Annotated in this window: 17 protein-coding genes and 2 pseudogenes; 14 read left to right on the forward strand and 5 right to left on the reverse strand. The window is 64.9% G+C overall.

The features are described 5' to 3' along the window. Positions 1-278: 278 nt before the first annotated feature. The 7 genes and pseudogenes from LXN01_RS15810 to LXN01_RS15840 all read left to right on the forward strand — a co-directional run. Positions 279-539, forward strand: a pseudogene (locus LXN01_RS15810) (transposase); the annotation flags it as partial. A 982-nt stretch (positions 540-1,521) separates the two neighbouring features. Next, a complete protein-coding gene (locus LXN01_RS15815) occupies positions 1,522-2,133 on the forward strand; it encodes a SipW-dependent-type signal peptide-containing protein (RefSeq protein WP_236866776.1) in 612 nt (203 codons plus the stop codon). Between the two features lie 145 nt (positions 2,134-2,278). Further along, positions 2,279-3,628, forward strand: a complete 1,350-nt coding sequence (locus LXN01_RS15820) for a signal peptidase I (protein ID WP_236866778.1) — start codon at positions 2,279-2,281, stop codon at positions 3,626-3,628. Further along, positions 3,625-4,158, forward strand: a complete 534-nt coding sequence (locus tag LXN01_RS15825; protein ID WP_236866781.1) for a hypothetical protein — start codon at positions 3,625-3,627, stop codon at positions 4,156-4,158. Before LXN01_RS15820 ends, LXN01_RS15825 begins: the two co-directional genes overlap by 4 nt. A 681-nt stretch (positions 4,159-4,839) precedes the next feature. Beyond that, positions 4,840-5,550: an AAA family ATPase gene (locus tag LXN01_RS15830; RefSeq protein WP_236866782.1), complete on the forward strand. Its 711-nt coding sequence runs from the start codon at positions 4,840-4,842 to the stop codon at positions 5,548-5,550. Between the two features lie 974 nt (positions 5,551-6,524). Beyond that, positions 6,525-6,890 carry an alpha/beta fold hydrolase gene (locus LXN01_RS15835; RefSeq protein WP_236866785.1) on the forward strand — a complete coding sequence of 122 codons (366 nt, stop codon included), beginning with the start codon at positions 6,525-6,527 and terminating at the stop codon, positions 6,888-6,890. After that, entirely contained in the window at positions 6,887-7,369 is a 483-nt protein-coding gene (locus LXN01_RS15840) for an alpha/beta fold hydrolase (RefSeq protein WP_236866787.1), read from the forward strand. The genes LXN01_RS15835 and LXN01_RS15840 overlap by 4 nt, the downstream gene beginning before the upstream one ends. 207 nt (positions 7,370-7,576) lie before the next feature. On the opposite strand, the gene LXN01_RS15845 is transcribed toward LXN01_RS15840, so the two are convergent. Further along, a complete protein-coding gene (locus LXN01_RS15845) occupies positions 7,577-8,530 on the reverse strand; it encodes an AfsA-related hotdog domain-containing protein (RefSeq protein ID WP_236866788.1) in 954 nt (317 codons plus the stop codon). Positions 8,531-8,901: 371 nt separating this feature from the next. Beyond that, positions 8,902-10,059: a saccharopine dehydrogenase NADP-binding domain-containing protein gene (locus LXN01_RS15850; protein ID WP_336885291.1), complete on the reverse strand. Its 1,158-nt coding sequence runs from the start codon at positions 10,057-10,059 to the stop codon at positions 8,902-8,904. Here LXN01_RS15850 and LXN01_RS15855 point away from each other — a divergent pair. Then, a complete protein-coding gene (locus tag LXN01_RS15855; RefSeq protein WP_236866792.1) occupies positions 10,010-10,615 on the forward strand; it encodes a TetR/AcrR family transcriptional regulator in 606 nt (201 codons plus the stop codon). The genes LXN01_RS15850 and LXN01_RS15855 overlap by 50 nt on opposite strands. Positions 10,616-10,764: 149 nt before the next feature. After that, entirely contained in the window at positions 10,765-11,268 is a 504-nt protein-coding gene (locus LXN01_RS15860) for a hypothetical protein (protein ID WP_236866794.1), read from the forward strand. 174 nt (positions 11,269-11,442) lie between these two features. Here the strand turns inward: LXN01_RS15860 and LXN01_RS15865 are convergent, their stop codons facing one another. The 3 genes and pseudogenes from LXN01_RS15865 to LXN01_RS15875 all read right to left on the reverse strand — a co-directional run bounded on the left by LXN01_RS15865 (position 11,443) and on the right by LXN01_RS15875 (position 13,077). Further along, a complete protein-coding gene (locus tag LXN01_RS15865; RefSeq protein WP_236866807.1) occupies positions 11,443-11,961 on the reverse strand; it encodes a carboxylate-amine ligase in 519 nt (172 codons plus the stop codon). 58 nt (positions 11,962-12,019) lie between these two features. Further along, positions 12,020-12,589, reverse strand: a pseudogene (locus LXN01_RS15870) (YbdK family carboxylate-amine ligase); the annotation flags it as partial. A gap of 269 nt (positions 12,590-12,858) precedes the next feature. Beyond that, positions 12,859-13,077, reverse strand: a complete 219-nt coding sequence (locus LXN01_RS15875) for a hypothetical protein (RefSeq protein WP_236866796.1) — start codon at positions 13,075-13,077, stop codon at positions 12,859-12,861. 182 nt (positions 13,078-13,259) lie between these two features. Between LXN01_RS15875 and LXN01_RS15880 the strand changes: the two genes are divergently transcribed. The 5 genes from LXN01_RS15880 to LXN01_RS15900 form a co-directional block, all read left to right on the forward strand. Beyond that, complete coding sequence (locus tag LXN01_RS15880; RefSeq protein ID WP_236866798.1) at positions 13,260-14,240, forward strand: ABC transporter ATP-binding protein; 981 nt, start codon at positions 13,260-13,262, stop codon at positions 14,238-14,240. Beyond that, complete coding sequence (locus tag LXN01_RS15885; RefSeq protein ID WP_236866800.1) at positions 14,237-15,004, forward strand: hypothetical protein; 768 nt, start codon at positions 14,237-14,239, stop codon at positions 15,002-15,004. The genes LXN01_RS15880 and LXN01_RS15885 overlap by 4 nt, the downstream gene beginning before the upstream one ends. Continuing rightward, a complete protein-coding gene (locus tag LXN01_RS15890; RefSeq protein WP_236866802.1) occupies positions 14,944-16,200 on the forward strand; it encodes a sensor histidine kinase in 1,257 nt (418 codons plus the stop codon). The genes LXN01_RS15885 and LXN01_RS15890 overlap by 61 nt, the downstream gene beginning before the upstream one ends. After that, positions 16,197-16,811, forward strand: a complete 615-nt coding sequence (locus tag LXN01_RS15895) for a response regulator transcription factor (RefSeq protein WP_236866804.1) — start codon at positions 16,197-16,199, stop codon at positions 16,809-16,811. The genes LXN01_RS15890 and LXN01_RS15895 overlap by 4 nt, the downstream gene beginning before the upstream one ends. 260 nt (positions 16,812-17,071) lie before the next feature. Continuing rightward, the coding region (locus LXN01_RS15900; protein ID WP_236866805.1) for a sensor histidine kinase at positions 17,072-18,259 on the forward strand (1,188 nt) is incomplete at its 3' end.

Here is an 18,259-nt window from a genome sequence, read left to right on the forward strand (position 1 = left end):
GCCGACATCTGATCGGCCCTCGTCCCGCGACCGCCGCGGCTTCTCGCGTGAGATTCGGCGGTCGCGGGTGAGGCACGACTCGACCTTCACGACGCGAGGGGTGGAAAGCGTGGATGTCGACTGGGCGGGGATCGCCCGGGCCGCAAGAGAGCTCGGTGGCGAAGGCAGCAACGTGCTGCTGCTGAAGCTCCGATCCGACGTCGACGTCGCCGTACTGGATGACGCGATCCCGGACCTCCTAGAGGGCCCGGAGAACGGCGGATGGACGCAGACCCCACGGCAGGATCCGCTCCGAGGCCGCCTTCGCCGGCGTCAGCCCGATCCAGGCATTCTCGGGTAACACCGTCCGGCACCGCCTCAACTGCCATAGCGACCGGCAACTCAACCGGGCACTGCACACCATTGCCCGCACGAGGATGCAGTTCGACCCCACCATGAAGGACTACGCGGCCCGGCGCATCGCCGAGGGCAAAGGCCGCCGGGAGATCCGCCGCTGCCTCAAACGATTCATCGCCCGACAGCTCTTCAGGAAACTGCAAAACGATCATGGCTTGACGCGAACCATAGAAGGGTCAGAAGTCGACAGCACAGAATTTGGAAGTCGCCTTCACATGGAGTTGCAAGCTCTCTGTCACGTCCTTCACCGCGCCGAATCCACCCTTTGCAATGCGTGCTGAGCAAAGGAGTATGTTGATCGCGTGGGCGATTATTGGAACTCCAACAGCGCATATCATCCCTGGATCATCCGGGCCGCTCGTGTTGCGGTGACGGTCTGCTGTTGGAACGCCTTGCAGGATCGGTAGCGACCGCGGCCGGGATCGAACCAGACTCCGCGACTCAGGAACGAGCACGTGCACGAATGGCTGGCACTCCGAACGCAGTGGTTCTCGAAGGGGACTTCGCTACCTTCGAAGCAGGGTCAGCCAGCATTGGCCTGATTGCGTTCATCGTGGCCCTTCACCACTGCGCGGTGACCGCTGTTGAAATTGAGCCGCCGGTAGACCAGCCCTATGGTCCCCGAACGTTCACCATCACCGACCCGTGGGGATATCCGTGGAACTTTCAACAGGGCGAAGCGACACCACCGAGTAACGGTACGCAAGGATCGACCTGGACTACCTGCAACTTGCAGCTTGACGAAGCCAGGCGTCCTGCACGACTTCGGACAGCTCAGCCAGGTTGCTCACCGAGGACGTCGCCGCCGTCTCGCAACCCGATCCCCAACTGACACGATCTCCAGCGCCTGCAAACAAAAGAGGGGAATCCACGTCTCAGTAGCGTTTCGGCGTTTCGGAACGCTTTCCGCAGCGCGTCTACCCGCAATTCATGACGAATGAGCAGAAACCAACGCGGTGTGCGGCGAGTTTCGTGCATTATGACCAATCTGCCATTGTGCACTATATGTGACCTGCCGTAGTATTCGCAGTGCTACGCATTTGAACTATCTGAAAGCCGCTGCAATTCCAGGGGCCGTGCGCAGTTCTCATCACCTCACTCCCCTAGCAGATCCGGAGCTCCCGTATGTCCACCGCACAGAGCACGACACCCTCGCGTCGGTCCCGCAAGTTCAAAGCGATTCTCGCCGGTGGCATCGTCCTCGGCGTCGGCGCTGCGGCAACGCTGGCGGCCTGGACCGACGACGAATGGGCGATCGGCGATTTCCAAGCCGGCTCCTTCAACCTCGAGGGCAGCACGAACGGCAGCGATTACACCGAGCACGAGATCGAAGGCGATGCCGCGACGCTCGGCTTCGAGACCGGCGCGGACAATCTGAGCCCGGGTGATTCCTACGCAGCCGGTTTCGCCGTCCGTCTCGACGATACGACGAGCTACGACGCGACCGTCGAGCTAGCCAATGTCACCGATGCGGCAGAGAATGTCACCGGGCTGACCTACGGCGTTGTCCAGGTGGAGTCCTTCGCCGTATGCACACCTGAGGCCACCGGTACGTCCATCGTCGCCGCCGGCACTGCCCTCGACGCGGGCACCGGGAGCTTCGAAGTGACCGCCGGCCCCGACACCTCGGCTGGAGCCCCGGTCAACCTGTGCTTCCAGGTGACTGCGAACGATGAGCTCTCGCAGAACCAGAGCACGACAGCAACCTGGCAGTTCACCGCGACCTCGGTCGAGTGACTGTCCGCGGATACCGCCGGGGACTTCGTCAGCGAGGCGATAGTCAACGGCATGTGGAAGCCGGCGAATGAGATGACATTTCCTGCCCCGGCCGGGCATGCGTCCACCCGGGGGAGCCGCAGCGATGGCACCGGAGGGCTGAGCCATGGCTGAGCGAAAGCAGCGCAGTCGAATCGGGAGCAGGATCGCTGATCTGCTGCTCACCGTGCTGGCTTTCGCCGGAGCCTGGTGCATCGTGCTCGTCATTCTCGGTCTCATCTTCGACGTCTCGATCATGATGTTCCGCACCGGCTCCATGAGTCCGACTATCCCGGCCGGGTCCATCGCGTTCGTCCGGGAGATTCCGGCAACGGAGATCAGCGAGGGCGATATCGTCACCGTGGATCGCGGAGAGGACATCCTGCCGGTGACGCACCGCGTCGTCGAGATCGAGGAAACCGACCTCGAGGCGGGAACCGCGACTTTCGAAATGCGCGGAGATGCCAACGAGGTCATCGATCCGGATCCCTACACCGCCTCGGACGTGCGCCGGGTGATGTTTAGCGCCCCTGGCGTGGCACACGTCGTCCAGTGGTTCGGCAATCCGCTCGTTCTGGGCGGGCTGACCGTCGGTGCCTCGATCCTCGTGGTATGGGCATTCTGGCCGCGCCCCGACGACGGCCAGAACGCGGACGGATCGACACGAGGCGCGGCGGACCTGCCGTCCTACAGAGCACGGCACACAGTCGCCGCACCCGCGCTGGTCATTGCACTCATGGCACTGCCGGCGCAGACCGCTCCCCCGAGCGCGGCACACGCCCTACCCGCAGCCGTTGCGCAGGCTGCATCGGGCGAGCATCTGCGGATGAGCACATCAGGTGACTCCGCTGCGATGCTGAACCTCTCCCCCGGTGACCCGGTCGTCTGGACCGTCGGCGTCTGGGCGGACGCGCCCGAACCCGGTCTCATCACTCTTGATCTCAGCGGCAGCGGAAGCCTGACGGAAACACCCGGAGCGATCCGGATCAGTGTCGAGATGTGTGACGAGCAGTGGACGGAGGAGAACTGCGCGGGCACCTCGGCAACTCTCCTGGACGACATCGAGGTGTCCGAACTGCTCGGCGAGGACGACGCGCCCGTTCAGCTGACGGAGTTCCCTGCCGAGTATGAACGATGGCTGCGCATCACAGCCTCCTTGTCAAGTGCCGCCGACGAGCTCAATGCCCAGGATCAGGACCTGTCCCTTCGCGTCCACGCCTCCGGATTCGGCGACACTGTGAGCGTTCCGCCGCCCGACCCCGGCGAACCGGGTGACCCGGCCGGACCGGGCGAGTCACTCCCTCCAGAAGCACCGGGCGACCACCCCGATGATCACGGTGTCGCACCCGACGGAGATCTTCCGCGCACCGGGATCAGCGGCTGGGTGTGGCTGGGCATCGTCGCAGGTGGCGCACTGCTCATCCTGGTCGGCACCGCCTTGGTATCCCGCAGTCGTGCGAGGACGGCGGTTACGTGATTGCGCCCAGCCCCCGAGCGTGGCATGACCCGCGCCACGGCAACATCACCCGGACTCGAATGCGTGCGGCCTTCGCCGTTGCGTTTGTGCTCGCCCTCATCATCTTCGGGCTGCGACCCGGCGAGACAGTCGCAGAATGGACGAACTCGGAAAGCGCCGAGGCCGTCTTCACCGCCTCGAGCCTGGGATCCGTGCAAGATCTCCGGTGCTACGACGAGGACAACGGGATATTGGGCGGTCTCGGGATCGACCTCGTGAGAGGCGAGCTCGCCGTCGTCTGGGACCCTCCGAGCAATCCGCCACCTGAGACCGATCCTCCGATTGAATATGTCGTGTCGATAGGCGGCGACCAGATCGCAACGACCTCGAACACCTACCACGTCATCGACACTGATGCGCTGCTCCTCGGCCTCAATGCATTCACGATGTCCGTGCGCCCTCAGCTCGGCGAGTGGACCGCCGATGCCCAGAGCGTGAGCGGGATCAGGATCCAGTTGCTCACCATCATCATCGCCGAATGCTCGGCGTGAGCCATCGGGGTTGCGAGCAGCTCACGAAGTCGAGGGCCGATTCCAGAAGGCGTGAAATCAGTACCCGAGCCGGAACCAGTCGTTCCCTGAATAGCAGGCACGGGCGGGCACCCGAGAGCGCTCTCGGATCCCGCACCCGCGCTACCGGGTCGCTACACACCTGCTATCGAAAGCGCCTGCTAAACAGGCGACTCCTGACACTTTGCACCGGCGTGCACACGACTTCGAATGTCAACAGTCGCCTGCGCGACGCGCGTCATTTCGCCCGACGGTGTGCAGTCGGCTTCTGAAAATGACACGCGGAGCTGGGCTCTGCTGGTGGAGGGATGCGACGAAGAGGTTAATCCGTGGACCGAGCGCCTCGCTGCGGGGCTGCCAGCCCGCGGCGTGGAGGGAACGCTCACCGGCATCAGGGTGACTACCGTCCGCTACCCGGTTGCGGGCGACCGCGCGGGTGGGGCGGGGAACCAGAAGACCGGTGGAATCCAACGACGCCGATCAACCGCTGAGCCAATCACTTCAGCGGTGCTGCCACGCCGACTCGCACGTGGTCCGTGCGTCGACGCTCTCCTGGGCGTCGTCACGCATGACAGAGACGCTGTGGCGTTCCGCTGGGACGCCGTGCTGATCCTCATCCTTGTCGTTGACCCCACCACCGCCACGAGGCGAGAGACTGGAACCATGGACACCATGAGCACTCTGCCGGTCAGACGGATCGAGGAACACCCCTTGGCCCCCATGGACCGCCATCACTGGCCGGCCACCGTCGCCCCGGTGCGGCAGATCCTCGACTCCGGACTCGACCTGGGACCCGTCACCGTCTTCGTCGGTGACAACGGGGTGGGAAAGTCGACCGTCGTCGAGGCCCTGGCGGCCGCCTTCGGCCTCAACCCCGAAGGGGGAACCCACGCGGCAAGGCACGTGACTCGGCGTACGGAATCCGATTTCGCGCAACATCTTCAACTCGTCCGCGGCCCGGGTGCTTCAAAGCGGGGCGTGTTCCTACGGGCCGAGACCATGCACGGGCACTTCAGCTACCTGGAGACGCTCGGCCCCAGCAGTCTGCACGATCAGAGCCACGGCGAGGCGTTCCTCGACTTCATCGATGCCCGCTCAGGGATCTCGGGTCTGTGGGCCCTCGACGAGCCGGAGTCGGCACTGTCCTTCTCCGGCTGTCTGGCGCTCATCGGCATCCTGCGCAGGCTGGCGTCAGACGGCTCGCAGATCGTGCTGTCGACCCACTCGCCGGTCCTGGCGGCATTTCCCGGTGCGGAGCTGTACGAGTTCGGCCCCTGGGGCATCCGGAGGTCCTCCTACGATGACCTCGACCTCGTCCAGAACTGGCGGTTGTTCCTCGATGCGCCCGAGCGCTTTCTCCGCCACCTGCTCTGACGCCCGTGATTGGTACAGCCGGGCGAACTGGACAATATGCAGTGTCGCCTTCCGCCCTCGTTGGGGCGGGAGTGGACTGGTAGGGCCACAATCGAATGTCCGTGAGTGGCGACATGTGCGAGGATCACGAATTGCGCTCCCAGTCGCACGCGCGTGGTTGATTGGGAGATTCGCGCTCTACCCTTCGCTCGCGAGGGACCAATCAACGCCGCGACCCAATGCTGGCTCGAAGGCATGCGAACAGCCGTAGTATGCAGAAACCTCAGCCGCTGCTCCCTCGGCCTCTGCGGCTGCGTTCGACGCTCCAGTTCCGGCGTCGGCGACGCCCCCGAGGGAGGGCTTGACCTGGGCACGCGCCACTCTAGATTCGGCTGGAGTTCGCGCCTAGGACAAGCCCCGGAGTCATGCGTTCTTTCTAGGGCGGCGCGTGGTGACCTGGACGGATGTCGACCGTGTCTTCGGCCGCGGAGCCGCACACCAGTTCATGAAGCTGAGGGCCGCCTCGCGCGCGCAGCACGCTCGACGTCACAACCGCGTCGCAGTTTTCGCGACAGTCGCAGATAAGCGGGAGCTGTTCGCCAGCCCCCTCTCGACGCGACTCTCAGCGCCCTGGTTCGGAACACTTGTGATTAGGGGTGGGGGCATGGGACTCATCCTCCGAGTCCGGCTAGGCGGAGATCAGGTTACCTATCCGCGCAGCAGTCCCTGTGGCCTCGCGGCTTGGTACTTCGTTCTCATGGAAGAAGACTGCTTGCTCGTCGAGTCCCGACTCGGAGGCTCTGCCGGAAATGAAATCGGAACCAATAGAGGGCTTCGAATAGGTCGAGACAGGAACCGTTGAATTTACCGCTCGCTCTACGACCGGGTATTTGGGACCTTGACAATGCTGACCGAGATCGGGCGGGCATATTGCACGCAAGTTCATTTGCGACGTGGTGACGGTCGGCGGGGGGAGCATGTGAGACTTGGTTGTCATGGATGCGAGTACTCCTGTGAAGCGCTTTCTGCTCGACCGCGATCAGTTCCTCGCCTACGCAGACATCGGGTCGTCCACCGGGCATCACCCGCCGGTCCTGCTGCTGCACGGTGGCGGTGTCGATCACCGCATGCGGGTGCCGCAGCTGCATGCCTTCCCGAATCATCGAGTCATCGCCCCCGACGCTCGCGGCCATGGTGCCTCATCCACTCCAGCAGATCCATACCGCCGCGTCGACGACGTCGTGGCACTGCTCGACGGGCTCGATCTCGACGCGGTTGTCGCGGTCGGCCTGTCGATGGGAGCCGCGACTGGAATCGACCTCGCCGTCGAGTATCCTGATCGAGTCCGCCGCCTCGTGTGAGCGGCACCGGGACGAGCGATCCCGAGTTCCGCGATCCATGGCTGCTCGGAGTGATGGCCGATCTTCAGGCCGCCGCCGACGCGCGGGGTCCCGAGGCGTGGATCGCCGCATTCGGCCGTTTCGTTCCGGGTCCGCACCGCACTGCGGATGAGGTGGGTTCCGAGGTGGTCGCCCATCTCGACACGCTCGTCCGCGGCGCCCTGCAGAGGCATGTGTTTCCCCTGATGGCCCGCGGCCGTCTGCCCGTGCGGGCGACGCCGATCGAGAACGTCAACGAACGGCGCGCTGACATTGCTGTCCCGGTGCTGGCCCTCACCGGGGGAGGCGATGCCGAGGACAACATCCGCTCCACCCGGGAACTCCTCGACCTGCTCCCGCGGTCCCGCGAGGTCGTCATCCCGCGAGCCGGACACTATCCGAACCTTGAGGACGCTGAATCCTTCAACTCCGCCCTTGCCGAGTTCCTCCGGACCTGTTGAGGAGCGCGCGCCCGGGCGGAATGGCCCGGGCACCTGTATTTCAGAGAGCGATCACTTGACGATCGTGATCGTCTCCGAAGCAATGACTGTCTCATCGCCTAGGGAGCACCGGACCTCGACGGTCAGGTTGTCGCCCGGCGGACGGGGGTCGTCGGTAAGCGCGTCCATCGCGCGCAGGATGCGGCGCGCTGTCGACGATGTGCCTCGCTAACGGAACGCAAGATCGATCGAGCCAGTGCACACATCGTTTTGCTCGAAGATGACTCGGTACTGCTTCTCGGCTATCAGTCCCCCGTCGAGGTGAGCAGGAGAATCCACCTCCGTGAAGCGAGTGAACTTCGCTTCGAGCGAACTGATCGCGTGGCGCTGGATCCCTGTGCCCCACGTGGCGAGTTGGACGGCTGAATCAGCGAGAGCCATAGCGGGAATATGATCGTGGTCGTGATCGAGAATGCTGGTGTTCAGCGGAGATAGGCGGAGGGTCGCGGACTCGCCGTCGGCCGTTCTTCTCGCACCCGCGATCAGGACGTTGAGTTCTCGTCTTCGGCCGACGTGAAGCGGGTCGACGACGGGTTCGCTTGGCTCTTCCATGTCGTGTGTGAACGCCGGGGGGCCCTGCCTCATGCGGGACCGGAGGGCGGAGAACTGCTCCGGGGATGCAAGATTCACGGGGATCGCGGCGTTCCCGAGCCGTTTGCCGTCGAGATAGAGCGTCATTCTCGGTTTCGCACTTCGAGTACGTGCACCTACCTGCACAATGTCGGTGGCGAGAACATGGATGACCAGGTGGCCGGGCCGGTCGGTGCGGGCATGCAGCTTCGCCGGATCGATCGACAGCACCAGCGACGAAACCATGTTGACGGTGCCGAGGGGAATGCCGAACTGCGCGTAGCCGCCATAGGTTCCAGCCTGGCGGCAGCACTCCAGGATAAGCAGTGGATCGTAGCGCATGGGCATCGCCACGTGATCCGAGTAGTAGGCGTGGCCGAGCGGCAGCTGCGCTCCGACGATCCATTCGACGTCGCTCACCGGATGGAAATCGGTGATGAATACCTCCGCCACCGACCGGCGATTGACCAGCCTGCGATCCAACGTCCTTGCGTATGTGAAGCTCAGGCTGGGATGAGTTTCCGGGAGTGTGGTTACGTCCACGTCGACCACCTACGCATTGGGTTCCTGGAGCAGTCAGGGCAAGGGGAATGACGACTCGGCACTCGCAGCTCCTCCGCACCGTTACGGCATGATGTGAAACGCATCACATCAGATAGTATTCGCAGTTGCGGGACCTGGATGCAAGCGGCGTCGGTAGAGAGCTGAGCGCTGCTCCGTCCTGTAAGGCGCCTGGCATCTCCGCGCCGTGCTGGTGTTTCCCCCTGGACGTACCTTTCGACCCTCAGCCTGACCGACAGCCCGAGCCAAGCGGATGCACATCAGTTCCCCCTGTCACTCCAACCGCGGGCGTTGAACTCTCTGCGGCACCGGATGCAGCGTCTGCCGGCAGGCCATCGAGAGCGGCCGTGGCACGCGCGGTCCTAGTCCATTCCGAGAAGAGCTCGGAGGCGCTGCTCACCGAGCGCCTCATAGGGAGTCCACGTCCCGGGCGCGACATCCCCAGTCTGGATCGCCTTGAGCGCAGACACGATCAGGTCAGCCACAAGGCTGGAAGTGTCCGGCACGGTGTGGCTCATGTGGACGGTGATGCCGCTCGCACTGGTGACGGCTGCGGTGACAGTACGAGACGACGGATCACCAGCTGGCCGTGGTGACGATAGTGCCCCGAGAAGGCGGCGCATCGCGCTATTGCGCAGGATGTTCACCACGGCCGGCAGGGCGAGGCGCGCGCGTCGAACATGTGTGGTCCCGGAGGCATAGACCGCGATGGATGGCGCACGCTGGGACCGATGAAGAGCCAGGAGGTCCCCATTCAGAATCGGCATCAGCGGCTCAGCAGAGCCGTTGGCTGCGCGGAGGTCTCGCGGGGAGGTTCCGACGGGTACTCGTCGGAGTCTCCAGGTCTCGATGATCCAGGCACCGTGTGAGAGCACGCGAAGCGCTGTCGCACGCGAGCCCGTTGTTGAAGGGCCTCCGGAGGAAGCGAACATGACCTCCACCGACTCCACCTCGAGCAGTTGAGAGCAGGCTGCAGCAACCACGGCTTCGGCTGCCGCAACCCCGAAGCCCAGACCGGGGAGCACTCGAGTTCTCGCGGCGACTGCCGCTGGCTGCGCAGCGAACGCCGCCATGAAAGCCTCGACTTCGTTGGCAGCATCGAGATAGTCCACCCCTCGACCGACGGCAGCACCGATCAGTGGGGGCGCGGTGTCAGAATAGGGTCCGGCAGCATTGACGATCGCTGTCACGCTTCGCGCCCGGTCATCGTTCAAGACGCTTGCGGGCTCCCCGGCAAAGCAGCCAGCCGCGCCGACTGCACGGGCGCAGGCCGAGGCGTGGTCCAGCCGCCTGGCCGCTATCGTCACTGCGCAGCCGCTCCGGCTCAGGGCCGCCGCGATTGCTCGGGCGATCCGACCGGATCCGTAAACCAATACAGAATCACCCATTAAACTTCTCCCCAAGCTGCGTGCAGCGAAACGTGCGCTCTCATCCGTAACACACTGCACCATAATGTTATAGCCTTGACCCATGTCGAAGACGAAGCAGGGCGGGAGGCCCCTGAACGCCGACCTGGGCATCGCATTGGAGAACACCGCCCGCGAGATGCTGATCGAACGCGGATACGAGGGTTTCAACGTCGACGCTCTGGTGAAACGGGTGGGCACTACGCGGCCCGCCTTCTACCGCCGCTACCGGAGCCTTACGGATCTCGTCCTTCGACTGCTGCTGACGCGGTACGAGACGCAGCTGGATCGAACATTCGATACCGGCCGGCTGGAATCCGATCTGTTCGCCATTCAAAGCGAACAGCTCGAATTCTTCCGTGACCCGGTCATCAACCGGGGCTTGCCAGGCTTCCTCGCATCGCTCCGCTCGGACGATGAGCTCCGGAGTGCCTTCGATGAAGAGTTTCTCCTTCCGCGGCGGCAGGCGACGGCCGCGATCCTGCAGCGGGGCGTGGCACGGGGAGAGGTCCGCGAAGGATTCGACCCCGCGTGGATATGCGATCTCCTCACAGGCCCCTTCATTCTCCGTGTTCAACTGCCGGAAGCCGGTCCCCTCGACGAAGACCTCGTACGCGCAAGCGTCGATGCTGCCTTGTGTGTCCTCCAGCGTCGCACATCCAGCGGTTAGGCCGAGCCGCAGAACAAGAGAATGGAGCGCAATGCAAACGATCTGCTCAATCGCATTATCCATGCACCTTTACCCGCTACTCCCTTTCACCGGAGCAGTCAGGAAACCGGCGGGGACATCCCGCCGTTGATGAGAAGGGTTAGAAGACCATGTTGAAGTCTCCAAGCGGTGAGGCGGCCCCTGCTGGTTCTGGCCGCGTGGCCCGCGTGCCTGCCGGAGTGCTCTGTTGCATCGAGACGATCGTCGTCCATCGGCAGGAGATCCTCATCGGGGATCTCAGCACAATCGGGCTGGCGAAGATGAGCGAGCACGATATGAGACGGCCGTGGCCGGAAGCAGACATCATCGTGGATCTGACATCACGGTACGAGATCGACTTCCTGCTGCTGTCCTCGGGCGAGGATCTCGTGCTGACGAAGATCGGCGGGGCGAAATTCCCGAATCCCCACCCGGACGAGTGGTGGAAATGCATTCACGAACGCGGCGAAGTGGCGATGGTCGTGGCCTCGGTCGAGAGATTCCTCACGGAAGGAAACCTCACCGACGATATGAGAACTGGCGCATGGTTCGGACTCTGCCCGGTGACCATTTCAGCGTTTGCCGACGGTCTCGGGTCCACCGGATCGGGACAGCCCGATCTCACCAGGCACTGAAAGCGCCGGAGATCCCCGGATGGCTTCTGCTGCGACCAGTGCGACCTTCAGATGACCATGACCTGCTGGTCAAAGCTGACGTGGGTGAGCCCCGCGAAGTCGACGGGACCGAGAGTGACAATTCGCGCAAGAGTGAGTATGAGAACGAATGATCGCGCCTGGGGTCTGAGCACTTCACAGCGCCCTCAGCCCGCGAGCAGCAACTGCACTCCGAAGCGCCGCTCCTTCGCGAGAGGACGCATGAGTCGCTTCGAGAGCGCGTCGGACGATGGCGGCAACATCGCTCGTGGTCTGGTGGACCTCGCGCTGGGGCCGCGCCCCGGAGCCGGCGCTCAGGATCTCGGCGAGGATCTCCTCGACTCGACCGGTCTCCTCGTACTCATCCAGCACCGCCCGGACAGTATCCAGGAGCCGGCCCACAACCACGGCCGCGGCGGCTGGTGTGCCGGTCAGCGGATCGATCAGGTCGGCGTCGACCCCGGAACTGCTGGCCTGCCACATCCAGGTGCGCAGGACCGCTGCCGGGACGCTCATCACCAGGTGCCCGGCCTGCCAGTCGCGCACGGCGGTCTCGACCAGCGCGCGCAGCAGGCCGGCGATGACTGCTGCCTGTTCGTCGGACTGGCAGACGTCGGCCACGCGGACTTCGAGGGTGGGAACGTGGTCGCTGAGCCTCGCATCGAAGTAGAGCATCCCCGGGATCGAGCGGCACGCGGGAGTCCAGCAGCCTGCGGCAGTGCCGGTCGCACTCGGCGGTCGAACCGAAGATGTCTGTCGGTCCTGTGGTCGGCCACCGGCACCACAGCTGGTAGTGATAGCTGGCGTAGCCGGTATCGACGCCACGCCAGAACGGGGAGTTCGCGCTGAGTGCCAGCAGCGCGGGCAGCCAGATCCGAATCCGGTCGAGGGCTGCCACCCCTTCATCGGCGGACTCGACACCCACGTGCACGTGGAAGCCGTACGTCAGCTGTTCGGCCGTCGTCAGCCCGAACTTCTCCCCGACCGCCCGGTACCGGTGGCCGTCGGCCAGGTTGCTGCCGCCGCATCCCGGGTAGATCGGCAGCGCCACGACCCGCGCGCCGACGGCGGCGGCCTGATCGGCGATCGCCCGCCCGGTACTGATGGCCGAGAGCTGCTCACCGATCGTGCACTGCGGCGGTGAGACCACTTCGAGCTGTTCGCGTTTGAGCTCGGTTGTCAGTCTGTGACCGGTCGCGGTCTCCTCTGCACATCGTTCGACGGCAAGTTGGCCGACGGGCACGGGCGTGAGCGTCGCGGCGTCGATCACCAGCAGTTCTTCTTCCACTCCGAATGTGCGCACCGGAGACCCCCTTCGCTGGTCTATTCCCTGAATCGACTGCCGATGTCTTCGACCATCGGAAGGTGAGGACGTTTGTCGCGGAACGCGGACATCATCAATCCTTGCAGTCGGGCAACACCGAGGTGTGGGCCGAGAACACCTGATCGGTCACGCAACCTCGATCCACATATGGGGTCGTGACGGTGGTCGAGCGCTCAGGTCCGTTCCCGCGCAGCGGCTTCGCCCTCAGCATCACGACGTCACCGCGCGTGACTGGTTTCTCGCTCAACTCACTTACGGCGGCCGCGCCACTTCGGGACGCCGATCAATGCGCGAATCACGAAGAAGAGCACGCCGCCGCCGAGAATCAGCCATTTCATGAGATCGGGAATCCGGTCCGGGAACACTGCGACGAGGAGCACGATCACGAGTCCCAATTGCAGGACTGCCGCGAGCAGCTCACGGGCGGGTGTCGAAGCAGGACCGAGCCCCATCAGGTCGGCTCCCATGCTGCGCTGAGACGACGGGCGTGTGTCGGGTTCGGGATCTGGCCATCCAGTCATGACATCCAAGATCCCGCTCCCCGCCTCGAACAGGTAGGCGCAGATGTCATCGGCCGAATGACACATGCCATCGCGTCGGTGACATGCGTGACTGTTGCCAAGAGGAGCGTGGCGGGCAGGCTCGAAACATGAGTTTCTCCGAAGTGAACAATGCCGCATCCGACAGCCCGGTGGTCTCGGTGGACCATGTCTGGTGCTCCTACGGGGATTTCATCGCGGTGCGGGACGTGAGCTTTGCAGTTGCGCGGGGATCGATCCACGCGTTGCTGGGGACGAACGGTGCCGGGAAAACGACCCTCTTGGAGACCATTCAGGGATTCCGCCAGCCGGCACGAGGTCATATTGACGTATTCGGATTCGACCCGGCGCGCGAGCGCACTCGGATCGCTGCACGGACGGGCACGATGCTCCAGGAGTCGGGCCTCGTCGATGAGATGACGGTCGCCGGTCAGCTCGAGCTGTGGCAGGGGCTGAACCTGCGCGAGGACAATCCAGACCGGGTGCTGGAGCTGGTCGGGCTGACCCATCGGCGAAAGGTGGCTGTCTCAGCGCTCTCCGGTGGTGAGAGGCGGCGGCTCGACTTCGCGATGGCGCTGTGGGGCGATCCTGAAGTTCTTGTGCTGGACGAGCCGACGACGGGTCTCGATCCGCAGTCTCGGAGGATGGTGTGGCGGACCATTCACGACCTGGTCGCAGCCGGCAGCGCGGTTCTATTGACGACGCACTATCTCGAGGAGGCGCAGAGTCTCGCGGAGACCGTCACGATCCTCGACCGCGGCAGGGTCGCTCGCGAGGGACCGATGGCAGACGTGCTTGCGTCGATCCCCGCGACGATCGGATTCACCGTCATGGCGGCCCCAGAGACGGTGAGCGAACTGGCCGCGCAGCTTGCTGGTGATCTCGATGCTTCTTCTGCCGCAGGTGGAACGCGGGTGGACATTAGTACCTCCCGCCTTCAGGAGGACGTCGGGAGGGTCATCGACTGGGCGCGCGGGCATGATCTTGTGGTCGATCGGCTGCGATCGTCCCCGGCATCGTTGGAAGAGGTGTTTCTCGTCGTCGCAGACGCTGATGCCGAGGCTGCCAGCGGAGAAAGGACAAGCGCATGAGCCGGGTGACATCTGCCAAGCCGGATCGGAAGACTCGGCATCTCTGGTGGGCGCTCGTCGTCTCCGAGTTGCGGGTTTTCCTTCGCCAGCCGGTGATGATCGCACTCAGTCTGCTCGTACCGGCGGGACTCCTGGCCATCACCGCGATCGGGGAGCGCACGAATATCCCCGAGGTGTGGGCGTCCATCGCTGGCCGCAACACGGCGGCGGTTCTGTGCATCAGCGTGTACTTCGTGTCGTTGAATACGATCACGGCCAGGCGGCACACCCTGGCATTGAAGCGGCTTCGGACGACGGCGTTGCCGGACACGGGGATCGTCACGGGCCTCCTGGTGCCGCCGATAGTGGTGGGCCTGTTTCAGTTCGCAGTGAGCCAGGGCGGGCTGGTCGCCCTCGGCGCACCCCTGCCCGGCGACCCGCTGCTCGTCCTGACCGCGGGTGTCAGCGGCATACTCGTCGCGGCGCTGGCCGGCGTGGTGACCAGTGCGGTGACGGCGAACCCGGAGAAGGCGCAGTGGACCATGCTGCCCTTGTTCGTCGCCACCCTGGGCGCGGCTTCCGTACTGCCCACGGTGACCGATCCTGCGGTGAATCTTGCCCTGCGCGCCGTGCCGCTCGTCGCCAACGCCGATTGGACGACGGCCGCGTGGCTCGCCGAGGGCGACGTCGCACGGCTCGCCGCCGATGCTGGCATCGTAGTCATATGGCTAGTAGTCCTCAGCCTGCTGTCGCGGCGCACGTTCCGCTGGGAGCGACGTCGGTAGCGGCCGTGCCCACAGCCCCGCGCCCGTCGTCGTTTTCCGGGATCAGCGCCTACATCAGGTCAACGCATATCACGCTCGTCGTCGCTGCACTGCTCGCACCCGCCGTCGCCTTCGCGACCGGGGAACACCTCGGGACTGCGATCACCGGAATCTTCGTCACCGCACTGGTCAGTGTGCTCGGTGGTGCGGCGCTGTTCACCGAGGCGGCCCGCGATCGGCCGTTGTCGCGACTCTGGCGTCGCCCATCGGTGACCACCGCATGGAGCATCGTGCTCATTGCCGGATCTGCTGTGCTCGCAGCGATGACGCCCAGTGTTCCCGGAGCCATTTCCGCCGCGGCATTGCCCGTCGCTCTCGCTTTCCGCGCGGTTGCCACGGGCTCGTTCTGGACGAGTTCGCTGCGCATAGTCCTGGCCGCGGTCGCGTGCATCCTCGGTGCACTCATGCTCGCCGGAACCGGGGAAACCGAGGTAGTAGTCCTGACGGTCGCGGTCGGGGCCTTGCTGGCATTTGCGGTCATCGGGCAGGACACGGTTTACGCGCTCGCTTTTGAAGTCGATGACCTGCGTTCGGTCGAGGCCGAACGCGCCGTCACGCACGAGCGGCAGCGATTCGCAGGAGATCTGCACGACATCCAGGGACAGCACCTGCAGCTCCTTGCCGTCGAAGCGCAGTTGGTCCAGCGGCTCCTCGATGCCGGCAGGCAGGACGATGCCCGTGAGCACGCCGCACGGCTCGGCGACATCGCCGCCGCCGCCCTCGCTGAGATGCGCAGCGTCGTCCATGGCTACCGTCCTGTCAGCGTGGAGACCGAAGCAGCCAACGCCGCGAGGGTGCTCGAATCAGCTGGCATCACCGTCAGGGTACGAACCGACGGTCATCCGACCCTCTCCGACGGCACCGACCGCCTGCTCGGACTCACCATCCGCGAAGGGATCACCAACATTCTCCGACACACACAGGCCCACCGGTGCGACCTGACCGTACGACCTGAGCGACGAAACGGGCGCGACGGCATCGCCGTCGTCCTCATCGACTCCGGCCCGACCGCACCACAGACCGGGCCGCCGGGCGACGGTCTCGCCGCGCTGGAGCGCCGCTACACCGAAGCCGGAGGGCACCTGACCTTCACCGCTGCCGGCGGCGACGGTGGGCACCTCGATGCCTGGCTCCCGCTCGACGGGAGGCTCCAATGACCGAGACGATCCGCATTGTCCTTGCCGACGATGAGCTCTTGCTGGGGGAAGCCATCGGCACCCTCCTGTCCCTTGAGGAAGACCTCACGATCGCGGGCACCGCAAGAGACGGACGCGAGGCTGTCCGCACCGTCACCCGTGAACGTCCCCACATCGCGGTACTCGATCTGGAGATGCCGGGCCTCGACGGCATCGAAGCCGCAACCGCGAGCCGTGCCGCAGCCCCGTCCACCCGCGTCGTCCTGCTGACGAGGCATGCCCGGCCTGCCGTCTTGCGTCGAGCCCTCGAAGCCGGAGTATCCGGCTTCGTCACCAAAGCCACCTCGATCTCCGACCTCACCGGAATCCTTCGCACCGTCCACGCCGGTGGCCGCTACATCGACGGCAACGTCGCCGGGGCCGCGCTCACCGAGAGCAACTGCCCGCTCACCGCCCGCGAACTCGACGTGCTCCGCGAGGCCCTCGACGGAGCGACAATCCGCACCATCGCCGCACGCACCCATCTGGCACCCGGCACCGTCCGCAACTACGCCTCCACTGCGATGGCCAAGCTCGGAGCCGACACCAGAGTCGCGGCCGCCCGAGTCGCGTGGCGTGAAGGCTGGATCTGACGCTCAGCAGGAGACACGCGTATCCACAACCGTGGCGTCTGCGGCCTGGCTCGCGGCAAGAGGTCATGCGGTCATGGCACGCCGGGGCCATCGCGCTGGCATGGACCGGCGTCTTCCTCGCGCTCACCGTGCGTAGACTGCGGCAAGCCTGATCGGTGCGTCACGTCGCCCCGCCATCTCTCTGACACACCGCGAGCCGATGCGCTGCCCTCCTCCTCGAGGAGGGTGCGAGCGGATTCGGCCCTTCCTAAACTCGACGTATGCGTCGTCCGCCTGCCCTTGATCTCGTTTTGACCGGTCTCGGGCTGGTGATGACGGTGATCGTGTCGGATTTCATCGTCGAGTTCGGCCCGCACCCGATCTACGTGGCGTACGTGGTGATTCATCTCGGGCTGAGCGGGGCGCTGCTGTTCCGGAGCCTTCTGCCGCGGACTTCGTTCGTGGTCACGTATGGGCTGCTGGCGGCGCTGGCCAGTCTCTACTACGTCAGTCCAGTCAACCTCGGGGTCACCCCGATGCTGTTGTGCGCGCCACTAAGCCTGGCCGTGGTTACCCGCCGGTTGAAGTCCCCGGCCTGGGGAGTCAGCGCCCTGCTCATCGGCATCGTGGCATCGTTCTTCAGCCCCGTTCGTCCCGGTGGAGAATGGCCCAACATTGGCTCGGGCGCGATCACAGCACACATCCTGATCCTTGTCATCGTCTACCTGTGGGCGTCAGCGCGCAAGCGGGCCGAACAGGAGCACCAGGCCGAACTGGCGGCCCAGGCCGCGTCCTACGAATCACTGCTGAGGGTGCGAGAGACCCAAGCGGCTGCCCGAGAACGGGAGAAGATCGCGCGGGAAGTCCACGACATCGTCGCCCACAGCCTGACGGTAGTCCAGGTGCAGGCGTCCACCGCGCTGGCTCTGGACAGACCGGACCAAATGAAGGAGGCGCTCACACAGATCAGCGCGAGCAGCAAGGCTGCTCTCGGAGAAGTGCGGTCACTGGTCTCGCTCCTGCGCACGCGTGCGTCAGAACCCCAACTCGAGCCGCCGTCCGGGAACCTCGACCGCGTTCACGCGATGATCGCCGACGCCGAGCGCACGGGTATCACCATTGACGCCGAGGTGCCGGATCGAAACGCCCTCGCTCGATGGCAGGAGTCGTGGCCAGCGATGACGTCGCTGACGGTGCTGCGGGTCCTGCAAGAGGCACTCACCAACGTCGTCAAGCACGCCGGCACCGGAGCGCGTGCCCGGGTCAGGATCACCACAGACGAGGAATTCTGCACCATCGACGTCACCAATACCATCAAACCGTCGGGGGCAGAGTCCGACCCTGCATCCGCTGGCGGCGGATTCGGGCTCATCGGGCTGCGGGAGAGGCTCCACCTCATCGAGGGTGATTTCACCGCGGGGCCGGAGAACCTAGCCTCGATCTTTCGTCGTGGTCTCGGTTCGGGTGCG

Origin of the sequence: Brevibacterium daeguense (assembly GCF_021729135.1) — a bacterium.
Lineage (GTDB): Bacteria > Actinomycetota > Actinomycetes > Actinomycetales > Brevibacteriaceae > Brevibacterium > Brevibacterium daeguense.